13 protein-coding genes are annotated in these 12,828 nt (G+C 65.9%); 3 read left to right on the top strand and 10 right to left on the bottom strand.

The window, feature by feature from the left end:
* Positions 1 to 96 precede the first annotated feature (96 nt).
* From IPV08_RS05750 to IPV08_RS05730, 5 genes are all read right to left on the bottom strand, one after another.
* The gene (locus IPV08_RS05750) at positions 97 to 1,143 is read right to left on the bottom strand and encodes a sulfate/molybdate ABC transporter ATP-binding protein (protein WP_056422852.1); all 1,047 of its coding nucleotides are present in this window, start codon (positions 1,141 to 1,143) and stop codon (positions 97 to 99) included.
* Between the two features lie 4 nt (positions 1,144 to 1,147).
* Positions 1,148 to 2,062 (bottom strand): sulfate ABC transporter permease subunit CysW, encoded by a 915-nt coding sequence (gene cysW, locus IPV08_RS05745; RefSeq protein WP_210348228.1) that lies wholly within the window; start codon positions 2,060 to 2,062, stop codon positions 1,148 to 1,150.
* On the bottom strand, positions 2,055 to 2,912 hold the full coding sequence (gene cysT / locus IPV08_RS05740) for a sulfate ABC transporter permease subunit CysT (RefSeq protein ID WP_056423334.1): 858 nt from the start codon (positions 2,910 to 2,912) through the stop codon (positions 2,055 to 2,057). Before cysT ends, cysW begins: the two co-directional genes overlap by 8 nt.
* 320 nt (positions 2,913 to 3,232) lie before the next feature.
* Complete coding sequence (locus IPV08_RS05735; protein ID WP_348646085.1) at positions 3,233 to 4,255, bottom strand: sulfate ABC transporter substrate-binding protein; 1,023 nt, start codon at positions 4,253 to 4,255, stop codon at positions 3,233 to 3,235.
* A gap of 788 nt (positions 4,256 to 5,043) precedes the next feature.
* Complete coding sequence (locus IPV08_RS05730; protein ID WP_244478192.1) at positions 5,044 to 5,232, bottom strand: NepR family anti-sigma factor; 189 nt, start codon at positions 5,230 to 5,232, stop codon at positions 5,044 to 5,046.
* A gap of 395 nt (positions 5,233 to 5,627) precedes the next feature.
* Here IPV08_RS05730 and IPV08_RS05725 point away from each other — a divergent pair, with 395 nt between their 5' ends.
* Complete coding sequence (locus IPV08_RS05725; RefSeq protein WP_018045985.1) at positions 5,628 to 5,849, top strand: hypothetical protein; 222 nt, start codon at positions 5,628 to 5,630, stop codon at positions 5,847 to 5,849.
* A gap of 301 nt (positions 5,850 to 6,150) precedes the next feature.
* Here IPV08_RS05725 and IPV08_RS05720 read toward each other — a convergent pair whose 3' ends face one another.
* Both IPV08_RS05720 and IPV08_RS05715 read right to left on the bottom strand, forming a co-directional pair.
* Positions 6,151 to 6,546, bottom strand: coding sequence for a hypothetical protein (locus IPV08_RS05720; protein ID WP_056422839.1), 396 nt, complete (start codon positions 6,544 to 6,546; stop codon positions 6,151 to 6,153).
* Positions 6,547 to 6,618: 72 nt separating this feature from the next.
* Entirely contained in the window at positions 6,619 to 7,074 is a 456-nt protein-coding gene (locus IPV08_RS05715) for a helix-turn-helix domain-containing protein (protein ID WP_056422836.1), read from the bottom strand.
* 68 nt (positions 7,075 to 7,142) lie between these two features.
* Here IPV08_RS05715 and IPV08_RS05710 point away from each other — a divergent pair, with 68 nt between their 5' ends.
* Positions 7,143 to 7,928: a cation transporter gene (locus IPV08_RS05710; RefSeq protein WP_207411110.1), complete on the top strand. Its 786-nt coding sequence runs from the start codon at positions 7,143 to 7,145 to the stop codon at positions 7,926 to 7,928.
* A 198-nt stretch (positions 7,929 to 8,126) separates the two neighbouring features.
* Here IPV08_RS05710 and IPV08_RS05705 read toward each other — a convergent pair whose 3' ends face one another.
* From IPV08_RS05705 to zapE, 3 genes are all read right to left on the bottom strand, one after another.
* Positions 8,127 to 10,478 (bottom strand): molybdopterin cofactor-binding domain-containing protein, encoded by a 2,352-nt coding sequence (locus IPV08_RS05705; RefSeq protein ID WP_207411109.1) that lies wholly within the window; start codon positions 10,476 to 10,478, stop codon positions 8,127 to 8,129.
* A complete protein-coding gene (locus tag IPV08_RS05700; protein ID WP_056422827.1) occupies positions 10,475 to 10,954 on the bottom strand; it encodes a (2Fe-2S)-binding protein in 480 nt (159 codons plus the stop codon). Before IPV08_RS05700 ends, IPV08_RS05705 begins: the two co-directional genes overlap by 4 nt.
* A gap of 474 nt (positions 10,955 to 11,428) precedes the next feature.
* Positions 11,429 to 12,574 carry a cell division protein ZapE gene (gene zapE / locus IPV08_RS05695; protein WP_210348227.1) on the bottom strand — a complete coding sequence of 382 codons (1,146 nt, stop codon included), beginning with the start codon at positions 12,572 to 12,574 and terminating at the stop codon, positions 11,429 to 11,431.
* Between the two features lie 88 nt (positions 12,575 to 12,662).
* Between zapE and IPV08_RS24910 the strand changes: the two genes are divergently transcribed.
* Positions 12,663 to 12,791, top strand: coding sequence for a hypothetical protein (locus IPV08_RS24910; RefSeq protein ID WP_280136528.1), 129 nt, complete (start codon positions 12,663 to 12,665; stop codon positions 12,789 to 12,791).
* Positions 12,792 to 12,828 lie beyond the last annotated feature (37 nt).

Raw genomic sequence — 12,828 nt, 5'->3', positions numbered from 1 at the left:
TGCTCCCTCTCGTGTTCGACGGCGGGAGTCACAGCCGATCCGCCGAGGAAGCGCAACCGTTTCCTCGGCGGTTTCGGGGCCGCATCGTCCGGCTCCTCAATCCTTGAAGACGTAGCCGGCGATGATCTTGAGCCCGACCGGGCGGCCGGCGGCGAGGCGGTGGGTATCGGAGGCCTCCACCACGACGGTCTTGCCTTCGGGGCGGTCCACCTCGATCCGCTGGCGGCCCTGGCTGCGGTATGACGAACGCACATGGCCTTCGAGATGGGCCTGGTCGGGCTCGGCGAATTGCAGCTGCCACGGTCGCGCATAGAGCTTGACCGGGCCGACGAGGCCGGCCGGTGCCTTGACCGGGGTCAGCCGGCCGTTGACCCGCACCTCGCCCCCTTGAACGATCGCCTCGACTTCGATCGTGTCGCCGAGGAACTTGAGCACGGTGGAGGAGACCGGGTTTTCCTGGACCTCGTCCGGGGTGCCGATCTGTTCGAGTCGGCCCTTGGACAGGACGGCGACGCGGTCGGAGAGCTCCAGCGCCTCGTCCTGGTCATGGGTCACGAAGATCGTGGTCTGGCCGGTGCGGTCGTGGATCTCGCGAAGCCAGCGGCGCAGGTCCTTCCTCACCTGGGCGTCGAGGGCGCCGAAGGGCTCGTCCAACAGCAGCACGCGGGGCTCCACGGCCAGGGCGCGCGCGAGCGCGATGCGCTGGCGCTGGCCGCCGGAGAGCTGCGACGGGTAGCGGTCGGCGAAGCCCGAGAGCTTGATGAGGTCGAGGAGATCACCGACCCGGCGTTTGATCTCGGCCTTGGCCGGCCTGTCCGCACGCTTCCGGGCGTTGAGGCCATAGGCGATGTTCTCGGCCACGCTCATATGCTTGAACAGGGCGTAATGCTGGAACACGAAGCCGACGGCCCGCTCCTGCACCGGAACCCGCGTGGCATCGTCGCCGCCGAAGATGATGCGGCCGCGATCGGGAAAATCGAGCCCGGCGATGATGCGCAGCAGCGTGGTCTTGCCCGAGCCCGAGGGGCCGAGCAACGCCAGCAATTCGCCCGCCTGCACGTCGAGGGAGAGGTCGTGCAGCACCGCCGCCGTGTCGAAGGTCTTCGACAGGTTCTCGACCCGGATCGCCGTGGACGAACCCACCGGGTCAGTGACCCCGTGCGCCCGCTGCGATCTCGGCACTGAAGCGCCATTCGAGGAGTGATTTGACGAGGAGGGTGACAAGAGCGAGGCCGGCAAGGAGGGAAGCGACGGCGAAAGAGGCAACGAAGTTGTACTCATTGTAGAGGATCTCCACGTGGAGCGGCAGCGTATTTGTCAATCCGCGGATATGGCCTGAGACCACCGACACCGCGCCGAATTCGCCCATCGCCCGGGCGTTGCAGAGGAGCACGCTGTAGAGCAGGCCCCAGCGGATGTTGGGCAGCGTCACGGTCCAGAACGCGTGCCAGCCGGAGGCGCCGAGGGTCAGCGCCGCTTCTTCTTCGGCAGTTCCCTGTTCCTGCATCAACGGGATCAGCTGGCGGGCGACGAAGGGGAAGGTGACGAAGATCGTGGCGAGCACGATGCCGGGAACGGCGAAGATCACCTGGATGTCGTGAGCGATCAGCCACGGGCCGAGGAGGCCCTGGGCCCCGAAGACGAGTACGTAGATCAGCCCCGAGACCACCGGCGAGACCGAGAACGGCAGGTCGATGAGGGTCACGAGCAGGTTCTTGCCGCGGAACTCGAACTTGGCGATGGCCCAGGAGGCCATGATGCCGAAGACGAGGTTGAACGGCACGGCGATGGCCGCCGTCAGCAGGGTCAGGCGGATCGCAGAGCGCGCATCCGCCTCCGTGAAGGCGGCGAGATAGGCTGACCAGCCTTTCGCGAAGGCCTGGATGAACACCGTCACCAACGGCAGCACCAGGAACAGGGCGAGAAAGACCACCGCGATCCCAATCAACACCACCCGGACGACACGGCCTTCCGTGACCACGCTCCGTGCGCGGGCGGGCGGACCTCCGGCCTGGAGATCGGGATCCCGGACATCCGGGTTTCCGACAACGGCGCTAGACATAACCGAACCTCCTGCGGCTCCAGGCCTGGATCAGGTTGATGGCGAGCAGGGTCAGGAACGAGATCCCGAGCATGATCGTCGCGATGGCGCAGGCGCCCCCATAATCGAATTCCGAGAGCTTGATGACGATGAGGAGCGGGGCGATCTCGGAGACGTAGGGAAGGTTGCCGGCGATGAAGATGATCGAGCCGTATTCACCGACGCCGCGGGCGAAGGCGAGGGCGAAGCCCGTGAGCACGGCCGGGATCAGGGGCGGTAGCACCACCTTCACCAGCGTGTGCCAGCGGCCGGCGCCGAGGGTGGCCGATGCCTCCTCGATCTCCTTGTCGATCTCGACGATCAGGGGCTGCACCGTCCGTACGGCGAAGGGCAGGCCGATGAAGACCATGGCGATGTAGATGCCCACCGGCGTATAGGCGGCCTCGATCCCGAGCTTGGCGAGCTGTTCGCCCACGAGACCGTTGGGGGCATAGAGGGAGGCCAGGGCGATGCCGGCGACGGCGGTCGGCAGGGCGAAGGGCAGATCCACCACCGCGTCCACGATCTTGCGGCCGGGAAACCGGTAGCGGGTGAGAACCCAGGCGATGAGGAAGCCGAAGACCGAGGCGGTCAGCGCCGCGAGGAGCGAAACCCCGAAGCTTACGCGCAGGGCGCTGGCGACGCGCGGATCGGTGGCGACCGCCCAGATTCCCGACAGGCCGAGACCGGAGGCGCGGGCGACGAGAGCGGCCAGGGGCAGCAGCACGATGATGCCGAGGCAGGTCAGGGTATAGCCGAAGGTGATCCCGAAGCCGGGAATCACGCTGGGCTGACGGAAGCGTCGTCTCGGACGCAGAGGGGGCTCTGCCATGGGGTGGTCCTGATAATGGATCGCCTGCTCACACATCGGCGGGTCGGGAAGCGGGCACGGTGTCCGGCTGAGGTCGCCCCCTGCTCCCTGGGCACCCTCCCCGTGACGGCTGCTAGATTCACACACCTGCTCTTCAAGGCAGAGCGCGTCCCTCTCCCCCTTGTGGGGAGAGGCCAGGAGTGGGGGTGGCACCGCCAGCCTCCGCAGCATCAGGGTCGCCCAACCACCCCCACCTCCTACTCCTCCCCGCAAGGGGGAGGAGGGCAGGGTAGCGCGCATACCGCGACATGTGTGCCTATCGTCGGCCGGAGAGAGGCGCGCTACGGCGCCGGCTTGCTCAGCTGGTCGAACAGCCCACCATTGTCGAAGTTCTTCTTCTGGATATCGTCCCAGTTGCCCTGAAGATCCTCGATCTTGAAAAGTTTCAGTTCGGGCAGCTGCGCCAGATGCTCGGGCTTGGCGGCCTCACGCTTGATCGGGCGGTAATGATGCTTGGCGAAGATCGCCTGCGCCGCGTCCGAATAGAGGAACTGGAGATAGGCCTCGGCCTGCTTGCGGGTGCCCTTCTTGTCGACATTGGCATCCACGAGGGCGACCGGCGGCTCGGCGTAGATCGAGGTCGGCGGAACGATCACGTCGAACTTGTCGCGGCCGAACTCTTCGAACACCAGATAGGCTTCGTTCTCCCAGGTCGGCAGCACGTCGCCGAGACCGCGCTGGGCGAAGGTCACGGTGGAGCCGCGCGCGCCGGTATCGAGCACCGGCACCTGCTTGTAGAGCTGGCCGACGAAGGCGTTGGCCTTGTCGGCGTTCTTGCCTTCCTTCTCGTAGGCGTAGCCCCAGGCCGCGAGGAAGTTCCAGCGGCCGCCGGCCGAGGTTTTCGGGTTCGGGGTGATCACCTTCACGTCGGGCTTCACGAGATCGCCCCAATCCTTCACGTCCTTCGGGTTCCCCTTGCGCACGAGGAACACCACGGTCGAGGTGTAGGGCAGGCCTTCATTGGGCAGCTTGGTGCGCCAATCGGCAGGAATCTTCTTCGAGATGCGGCTGATCGCATCGATGTCGGAGGGGATGCCGAGGGTCACCACATCGGCCGGGATGCCGTCGATGACGGTGCGGGCCTGCGAGCCGGAGCCGCCATGGGCCGCGCGGATGGTGACCGTCTCGCCGGTCTTCGCCTTCCACTCCTCAATGAAGGCCGCGTTGATCTCCTTATAGAGTTCCCGCGTCGGGTCGTAGGAGACGTTGAGGAGTTCGGTCTGCGCCTGGGCGCTGCCGGCGGCGAACAGCGCGGACCCGAACCCTGCCGAGACCAGGCCGAGCGAACCGGCGCACAGGGCAATGACACGTCTGCGGTTGGACAGACGGCGGGCATTCGGCGTGGAGGATAGGTTCGAGCTCACAGGTTCGTCTCCGGCTACATCGCGGCTGCGGGACAAAGCCGTCCCGACGCCTCGGTGGCGCTAGGTTTCGTTCGTTTTAAAGAACAATGTCAAGCTTGACCGAGGGGGGGCTCTTTCGTTCTAGATAGGCAATTCTCCTTACGAAAGCGAAGGCGTGAGGAGGAAAACATTTGCTATAGAAATATGTTCTATCTATAGCCGCGAAGGGAGAATATAAAGCCTCGGTCGGCTAGTTCTATAGAACGAACGTTCCGTAACATTTCCGGCGCCAATGTGCGTTGCAGCATCCAGCCCGGTTTCCCGGGTCCGTACGCGCGGAGTGTCTCATAGGTGGGGTCGGTCATGGAGCAGCGATAGCGCGACATTCCGGCCAGACACGACGGAAAACCGGATGCGGGAACCCGCAGCCGGTTATGCTGGCAGAAGGGCTTGCCGAACGCCTGAGAATCAGGAGATCGGGACAGGCTTGGTCTGGAAGGAGCAGTGCCTGCGCAGGCGTCCCTTCGAGGAACGGCTCAGTCGGAGGCGAGGGCGACCAGGGAGAACAGGGTCGCGAGCAGGATGTTTCCGGCGACGACGAGAACGAGGACGGTCATGGGATGGGATTTCGCGGGTTGGCGGAAGACGGGCCGGGCAGGTCCAGCACGTAGCCGCGACCGATAGCACCGCAATTCTGAACGCTGTGTGTCGTCTCGCTCATCCCTCTGACGGATCGCGCCTGTAACGGGTCACCCCTTCCGCCGACCGAGCTTCGACAGCAGGGATTCGATGCGTTCGCCAACCGGTTCGATCAGCGAATCGGCGTAATGGGCCCGCAGGTTCAAACCGAGATGGCGTCGCACGCTCGCCGTGAGCGATACCGGCCTGCCCCGCGGCGTCCGACCGTCCTGCCCGTCATCCGGCTGCATTTTGGTCATGAGGGGAACTCCGCTCATGCCGACTTCCCAAGGAGGGACTGGGTCGGCCCTGACCGGTAGGCTGCCAGGGAATGGTTAAGAACAATTTTATCCATTTCCGTAAAAAGTCTGTAAGGCCAAGCTTCTAGGGCGAGCGCCCCGTTTTCCCTTATCTGTCAATGACATTTTACATTTTTCGAAGCGAAATAAATCCGCCAGCCATACCTCCGGGAGGAAACGGCGCCGGTGCAAAGGGTTGCGTCCGGCCAAGCCCCCCGCCGATCCGCAAACAGGGTTACCGAATGGTTTCCAGCTGTGGACGGCTGCGCCGAAGCGGGGTTACAACGCTCTCGCTCACTGAGTCGGATTCAAGTGTTCGGAGAGCAAAAATCGCATGAAGGGGAGATCTTCAAAGAATGCAGACCATCACCATCACAGTGCGAGAACGTGACACCGTATTAGCGGCGCTGCGTTACTATCAATTCTATCGCCTTCAGGGCCATCCTTTCGATCCTCGGCAAGATCACCTGATCGATGCAATTGCAAGTCACTCAGGTGAAAGTCTAGATCTTGCGGAGATCGACGATCTTTGTGCCGGCATTCAGGGCAACAAACACGCCTTGAGCGCGGCTGCGTAACACCCCCACAGGGGTCCTCGATACGTCGGCGGCGGCCCTTCTGCGCCGCCTAAAGACGGGGATGGGCCGAGCGCCGCACACTCCACGTCTTCGCCAAGACGACGCTGGTCGGGGCGGATGTCCGAAACGGCCTCAAAAAGAAAAACCTTCTCTTTTCACGATTTGCCAGGACATCCTTCACGACCCGCTGGGCCATCGCCCATCCGGCCCACGTGCAGGCCGCAGGCACCGTGCCGGGCTCCCCCGGCCGGTGCGCCGCGACGATGCCCGAAAGCTCGACCGGACCCATCGGCCCTTCGCTTCACGGAGCCTTGGCGAGCTGATTCTTGGCCCGCTCGACCGCCGCGTTGCAGGCCTGGGCGTCGCCCTTGCCGTCGGCGGTGCGCGCCTCGTCCAGGGCGACCTTGGCCTGCATCGCGGCATCGGCGCCTTTTCCCGCCTCAGCGGATTTCTCCGGCGGAGCGGCCGGGGTGGAGGCATTGCCTCCCTGCGCGGTTTCTCCCTGGCCTTCGCGCGCGCCGGCCGCCGCCTTACCCGAGGTCGAGGCGGAGATGGCGCCCGTCGCCTCGTCCTTCACCCGCGTCTCAAGGCGCGCGATCTCTTCCGAACAGGGTGAGGCGAGGGCCGGGCCCGCCGCGAGGCCGACGGTGAAGCCGGCAGCCAGCAACACGGCGAGGGGACGGGATTTCTGAATCATGGGGTATCCTCAAGGGGGCTGTGACGGGACAACCCGTGTCCGGCCCCTTCGGCTCCCCTGACGCGGCGAAGTTTACGCCTCGGCGAACCCTGTCGATCCCGGCCGCCCACCGCCATGGTCGTGGTCGCATTCGCCGTGGTCGGCCAGCACCTGGATGACCCGGCACTCCCCCACCCGCCCGTGCCCGCATTCCGTCACCATGCGCTGCAGCTCCGTACGCAGGGCGATCAGCCGGGTGATGCGCTGCTCCACCTCCGCGAGGTGCCGTCGCGCCAAGCGGTCCACCTCGGCGCAGGATTCCTCCGGTTGCGCGCTCATGGCGAGAAGTTCGCGAATCGCATCCACCTCGAAGCCGAGTTCGCGCGCGTGACGGATGAAGTTGAGCCTTGCCACCTCGGCGTCGCCATAACGGCGCTGCTGCCCGTCGGTACGCGGGGGCGACGGCATCAGCCCGACCTGCTCGTAATAGCGGATCGTCGGCACCTTCACTCCGGCGCGGCGCGACAGGATTCCGATCGAGAACGTCATTTTCCGCTTGATCCTCTAGTCGCTAGAGCTTGTAGGCTTCTGTTTAACGACGAAACGAGGAGAGAGCCATGGCCGAATCCTGCTGCGGCACGAGCCTGAACCAGACTGAAGCCCACACGCACGTGCATTCCCACGATCATGACCATGACACGGCGGGCGCGCACGACCACGCCGTGGCGACGCAGGCTCCGAAGGCCTCGCCGCATGAGGAATCCTGCGGTTGCGGCGGGGGCGTTCCGGTCTTCGACGGGGTGGATCCGCGCTATAAACGGGTGCTGTGGTTCGTCATCGCCCTCAACGGTGCGATGTTCGTCACCGAGATGGCGGCCGGCCAGGCGGCTGGTTCGCAGGCGCTGAAGGCCGACGCCCTCGACTTCCTGGCCGATACCGTCACCTACGGCCTCAGCCTCGCGGTCATCGGTGCGAGCCTTCGCACCCGCTCGTTGGCGGCTCTGGCCAAGGGGGTAAGCCTCAGCCTGATGGCGGTCTGGGTCTTCGGCTCGACGATCCACCAGACGCTCGTTCTCGGCGTGCCGAGCGCGGAATGGATGGGCGGGATCGGCCTGCTGGCTTTGGCCGCCAACGTCGCCTCGGTGCTGCTGCTGATGCGCTACAAGGACGGCGACGCCAATGTCCGCTCCGTCTGGCTGTGCTCGCGCAACGATGCCATCGGCAACATCGTGGTGATGGGCGCGGCGCTCGCCGTCTGGGGCACCACGTCGGCCTGGCCTGACCTCGCGGTCGCCGCCCTCATGGCCGGCATCTTCCTCACCTCTTCGGTCCAGATCCTGAAACAGGCCTGGGGCGAGTATCGCGAGGGGGGCCGGGAGGCGCAGGTCTTGGCGGCCGAGTGAGGGTGGGACCACCTTAATATGACGTGGTCATTCCAGGGCGCCGACGGCGAGCCCGGAATCCAGAGCCATCAAAGGTACAGGACCTTGCGCTGTCGGCGTTTCTAGATCCCGGACTCTGCTGCGCAGCCCCGGGATGACGTCGCTGATCCGGAAAATCTTCGGCCCCTTACAAGAAAGGGGCCGAAGAGTGTTGCGGTCTTACGAGCTCAGCTGGTCGCGGATCGGCAGCTGCCGGATGCGGCGGCCGGTGGCGGCGAAGACCGCGTTGGCGATGGCCGGCGCCACGGGGGGGACGCCCGGTTCACCGACGCCGCCGAGCGGACGGCTGTAGTCGTTGTTCTGGATCAGGTGGACGTGCAGCTCCTTCGGGGCGGCGTCGAGACGGGTGATCTCGTAACCGTCGAAGTTGTTCTGCTGCGCGCGCCCGTCCTTGAAGGTGATTTCGGCCGACAAGGCCAAGCCCATCCCCATGACGACGGCACCCTCCATCTGCGAGCGGATACGCTCCGGGTTGACCTGCGGCCCGCAATCGACGGCGATGTCGATGCGCTTGACCGAGACTTCGCCCTTGGCGCCCACTTCGACCTCGGCGGCGACCGCCGTGTGGGTGACGAAGCTGTAATGCCCGGCAATGCCGAGGCCCCGTCCCTTCGGCAGCTTGCGGCCCCAGCCGATCCCCTTGGCCGCCGCCTCGATGACGCCGCGCAGGCGCGCGGTCTCGATCGGGTAGCGGGCCGGGTCCTCGCCGTAATTCCACACATCGCCGATGGTGGTCGGGTCGATCACCCGGTCGGGGCCGATCAGGGCCAGCAGGTACTCCTTCGGGTCCTTGCCCGCCGCATGCGCCAACTCGGCGACAAACGACTGGATCGCGAAGGCGTGCGGGATGTTCGACACCGAGCGGAACCATCCGATGCGCACATGCGCGTCGGCCGCCGGGTTCTCGAGCCGGATATTCGGCACGGCGAACGGCGTGTTGGTCAGCCCCATCCCGAGCTCGAAGGGCAGCTCGTTCTTGGCGCCGGCGGCGAAGATCGAGCCGATCGTGGGCGCCGCCGAACGGTGGAGCCAGGCCACCGGCATGCCCTTGTCGTCGAGGCCGGCCTCCAGGCGCTCCACCGAGATCGTGTGGTAGTAGCCGTGATGGAGGTCGTCCTCGCGGGTCCAGGTGAGCTTGACCGGCGCACCGTCCACGGCCTGGGAGCACAGGGCCGCCTCGAGCACGTAATCGGGCTTCGACTTGCGGCCGAAGCCGCCGCCGAGCAGCGTCACGTTCACCCGCACCTTGTCGGCGGGCAGGTTGAGCTTCTTGGCCAGGCGGTCATGGGTCGCCTGGGGAGCCTGTGTGCAGGCCCAGGCTTCGCAGAACCCGTCCTTGATCCGCACGGTGGCGGCCGGCGGCTCCATCGGGGCCTGGACGAGATGGGGCACGAAATATTCGGCCTCGATCCGCTGCTTGGCCTTCGCCATAGCGCCGTCGACGTCACCCTGGTTGCGAACGACCTTGCCGGGCGCGCGTGCCGCCTTCTCCAACTCGCCGCGGAAGGCGACCGAATCGTAATGGGCGTTCGGGCCGTCGTCCCAGGTGATCTTCAGGGCGTCGCGGCCCTTCATTGCCGCCCAGGTGTTCTTGGCGATGACGGCGACGCCGCCGATCGGCTGGAACTCGGACGGGATCTCGGGCGTGTCGATCTTGAACACCTTGACCACGCCGGGGACCTTCATGGTCTCGGAATCGTCGTAGCTCGCCACCTTGCCGCCGAAGACCGGCGGGCGGGCAACGAGGGCGTAGAGCATCCCGTCGAGACGGGTATCGAGGCCGTACATGGCCTTGCCGGTGGTGAAGTCTTGGTTGTCGATGAGGCCGATCTTGCCCTTGCCGATGAACTTGAAGGCTTTCGGATCCTTCAGGGTCACGCTCTCGCGAGCGGGCACGGCGAGTTCGGAGGCTGCCGCCGCCACGTCGCCAAAGCCGAGCGTGCGCTTCGACTTGGCATGGGTGAGGACCGAGTTCTCGGCCTTCACTTCCGCTGCAGGCACGCCCCATTGCTTGGCGGCGGCCTGGACCAGCATGGCCTTCGCCGCCGCACCCGCATGGCGCAGATGCGGGAAGAAGTGGCGCAAGCTCCGCGAGCCGTCGGTGTCCTGGTTGCCGAACCGGGCTTCGTCGCCCCAAGCCTGGGCGACCTTGACCTTGGCCCAATCCGCCTCGAGCTCGTCGGCGACGACGAGGGCGACGGAGGTGCGCACGCCCTGGCCCATCTCCGAGCGATGGCAGGTGATGGTGACGGTGCCGTCCGGCGCTATGGCCACGAACACCTTCGGGTCGTCCTGCCAGCCATGCGGCATGGCATCGGCGCCGAATTTCTTCGGCTCGTCCTTCTTGTCCTCGGCACGCGCGGAATCACGCCAGGACAGGGCGAGCACCAGGGCACCCATGCCGCCGAGCATGGCGCGGCGGCTGACATTGGCGAGAGCGCTGGGCGCTTCGGGGGCGGCGGCGGTCGTCTCGGTGGCGAGGTCGGCCATGATCTGTGCGTCGTGAATCACAGGCGCTCTCCCTTGTTGGCGGCCGGCGCGTTTCCGGCGGCCTGATGGATCGCGGCGCGGATGCGCGGATAGGTTCCACACCGGCAGAGGTTGCCGCTCATGGCCTCGTCGATCTGGGCGTCGTTGGGCTTCGGCGTCTCCTTCAGGAAGGAGGCCGCCTGCATCATCTGCCCGCACTGGCAATAGCCGCATTGCGAGACGTTCAGGTCGCGCCAAGCCACCTGGACCGGATGGTTGCCATCGGGCGAAAGCCCCTCGATGGTCACCACCTCCTGGCCTTCGGCTGCGGAGATGGGGGTGACGCAGCCGCGCACGGCAGTGCCGCCGAGATGGATCGTGCAGGCGCCGCACAGGGCCTGGCCGCAACCGAACTTGGTGCCGGTGAGGCCGACTTCGTCACGCAGGAACCACAGCAGCGGCATGTCGGGATCGCCGTCGAAGCTGCGTTCAGCCCCGTTCACGGTGAGTTTGATCATCGGTCTATCCTGTCATCGATCAGGCCACGGACCGGTCGAGATCGGCGGGCTACCGATCCGTTGGGCTCGCGAATACCTTGGAGGTCGTCACTCAGGCGCGGGGCGCGCGCGACATCGTCGCCGTCCCGCATCGAAACGTCCCTGAGGTGCGGCAGCGGATCCGGCACCCCTCGACAGGGAACCGTCGCAGTGCACGAAGCCCCCACGCCCCGTACCTCATAATGAATCCAATTAAACGGTAGGGGTGCTGCGGTGCAACGGCCGGCAGCCACGGGCGTCACTTTCGTGAAGCTCGGCCGAGGATTCGATGTGCTGTTGCGCACAGTACGTATCGGGCGTCTGGGACGCTTTCGAATGTCGCTCGTTGTTTATGCCGGCTCTGCAGACATCGCTCCAGCGGGCCTCGGTGAAGCGCCAAACCTTTCGAATCGCTTCGACATAACGGTGCTTGAACCGTCCGGCACTTCGCCTCGATCAGGTCTCCACGAGGCCGAAGCTGGACCCGCTCGCCTCGGAATCACCGCGCCCATGGGGTAGAGCGAGGTATTCCGATGAGCGCATCTCGATGAGGCGCGAGACCGTGCGGTCGAACTCGAACGCCTCTCGGCCCTCGGTCGCCGTGTAGAGACCGGTCGGCTCGGCGGCGGCCGAGGCGATCAGTTTCACGTGGGCATCGTAGAACGTGTCGATGAGGGTGATGAAGCGCTTGGCCTCGTTGCGGTTCGCCTCGCCCATCACCGGGATGTCCGAGAGGATCACCGTCTTGAAGGAATGGGCGATGGCCATGTAGTCGGCGGCGCCCAGCGGCTGGGCGCAAAGGTCGGCGAAGCCGAACCGGGCGACGCCGGCGGCCTCCTCCGGCACGGCCACCTCGCGGCCTTTCACGCGGATCGTGGCAGGCTTGCCCCGGGCTTTGCCGGTGAGCCCCTTGAAGGCCTGATCGAGGGCGGCGGCGGCCGTCTCGTCGGCAGGCACATGATAGACAGAAGCGCCACCGAGCTTCTCCAGGCGGAAATCCGTCCGGGAATCGAGCTTCAGGATCTCGACCCGGCTCTTCAACTCCGCGACGAAGGGCAGGAACAGCGCGCGGTTGAGCCCGCCTTCATAGAGCCGGTCGGGCTCGACGTTGGACGTCGCGACGACGGTGACGCCGCGCTTGAACAACGCCCCGAACAGCCGGCCGAGGATCATCGCGTCGGCGATGTCGGTCACGGTGAACTCATCGAAACACAGCAGCGTCGCCTCGTCCGCCAGGGCGTCGGCCACCACTGGGATCGGGTCGTCACCCTTGGCCGTGCCCGCTTTGAGGGCCTGCCGGTGGGCATGGATGCGCTCATGCGCATCCGACAGGAAGCCGTGGAAATGAACGCGGCGTTTCTTGCCCGGCGCCGCCTCGTGGAACAGGTCCATCAGCATGGTCTTGCCGCGGCCGACGGAGCCCCAGATGTACAGGCCCTTGGGCGGACCTTCGCTGTCGCCGCTGCGGCCGAACAGCCAGCCGAGCGCGCTGCCCTTCTTCGCCCGACGCCGACGGTCGAGATCCCGGACCAGCCTGTCGAGGGCCTGGACCAGATGGGTCTGAGCCGGGTCGCGCTCGATGGCGCCCGACAAGACCAGCATGTCGTAGCGCGCCGAAACCGGACCGGCAGGAGAATCACCGCCCTGCGAACCGGCGGAGGATGAGGAACCTGAGGGGGGACTCACGGCGATGGCGACCTTGGATACGGGACGGCGCAAGGGCCGCGTGCGCGTCGATGGAACCGGTCCGGCGACAGGCCCGAAGACCGGTCTGCCGCGCGTCGCCGGAGGGATCAAGCACGGCATGCCGGCCGGATGACGTTTTGTTGCATTGCACAAAACCGGCGGCGATGCCA

It is taken from the genome of Methylobacterium sp. SD274 (assembly GCF_017355285.1).
Taxonomy (GTDB): Bacteria; Pseudomonadota; Alphaproteobacteria; order Rhizobiales; family Beijerinckiaceae; genus Methylobacterium.
This window is presented reverse-complemented; position numbering and strand designations above follow the sequence as displayed.

Excerpts from the sequence above, each read along its gene's own strand:
- cysW (WP_210348228.1), bottom strand. The coding sequence starts at position 2,062 with ATGTCTAGCGCCGTTGTCGGAAACCCGGATGTCCGGGATCCCGATCTC.
- cysT (WP_056423334.1), bottom strand. The coding sequence starts at position 2,912 with ATGGCAGAGCCCCCTCTGCGTCCGAGACGACGCTTCCGTCAGCCCAGC.
- IPV08_RS05730 (WP_244478192.1), bottom strand. The coding sequence starts at position 5,232 with ATGACCAAAATGCAGCCGGATGACGGGCAGGACGGTCGGACGCCGCGG.
- IPV08_RS05725 (WP_018045985.1), top strand. The coding sequence starts at position 5,628 with ATGCAGACCATCACCATCACAGTGCGAGAACGTGACACCGTATTAGCG.
- IPV08_RS05720 (WP_056422839.1), bottom strand. The coding sequence starts at position 6,546 with ATGATTCAGAAATCCCGTCCCCTCGCCGTGTTGCTGGCTGCCGGCTTC.
- IPV08_RS05715 (WP_056422836.1), bottom strand. The coding sequence starts at position 7,074 with ATGACGTTCTCGATCGGAATCCTGTCGCGCCGCGCCGGAGTGAAGGTG.
- IPV08_RS05710 (WP_207411110.1), top strand. The coding sequence starts at position 7,143 with ATGGCCGAATCCTGCTGCGGCACGAGCCTGAACCAGACTGAAGCCCAC.
- IPV08_RS05700 (WP_056422827.1), bottom strand. The coding sequence starts at position 10,954 with ATGATCAAACTCACCGTGAACGGGGCTGAACGCAGCTTCGACGGCGAT.
- zapE (WP_210348227.1), bottom strand. The coding sequence starts at position 12,574 with ATGCTGGTCTTGTCGGGCGCCATCGAGCGCGACCCGGCTCAGACCCAT.
- IPV08_RS24910 (WP_280136528.1), top strand. The coding sequence starts at position 12,663 with ATGGCGACCTTGGATACGGGACGGCGCAAGGGCCGCGTGCGCGTCGAT.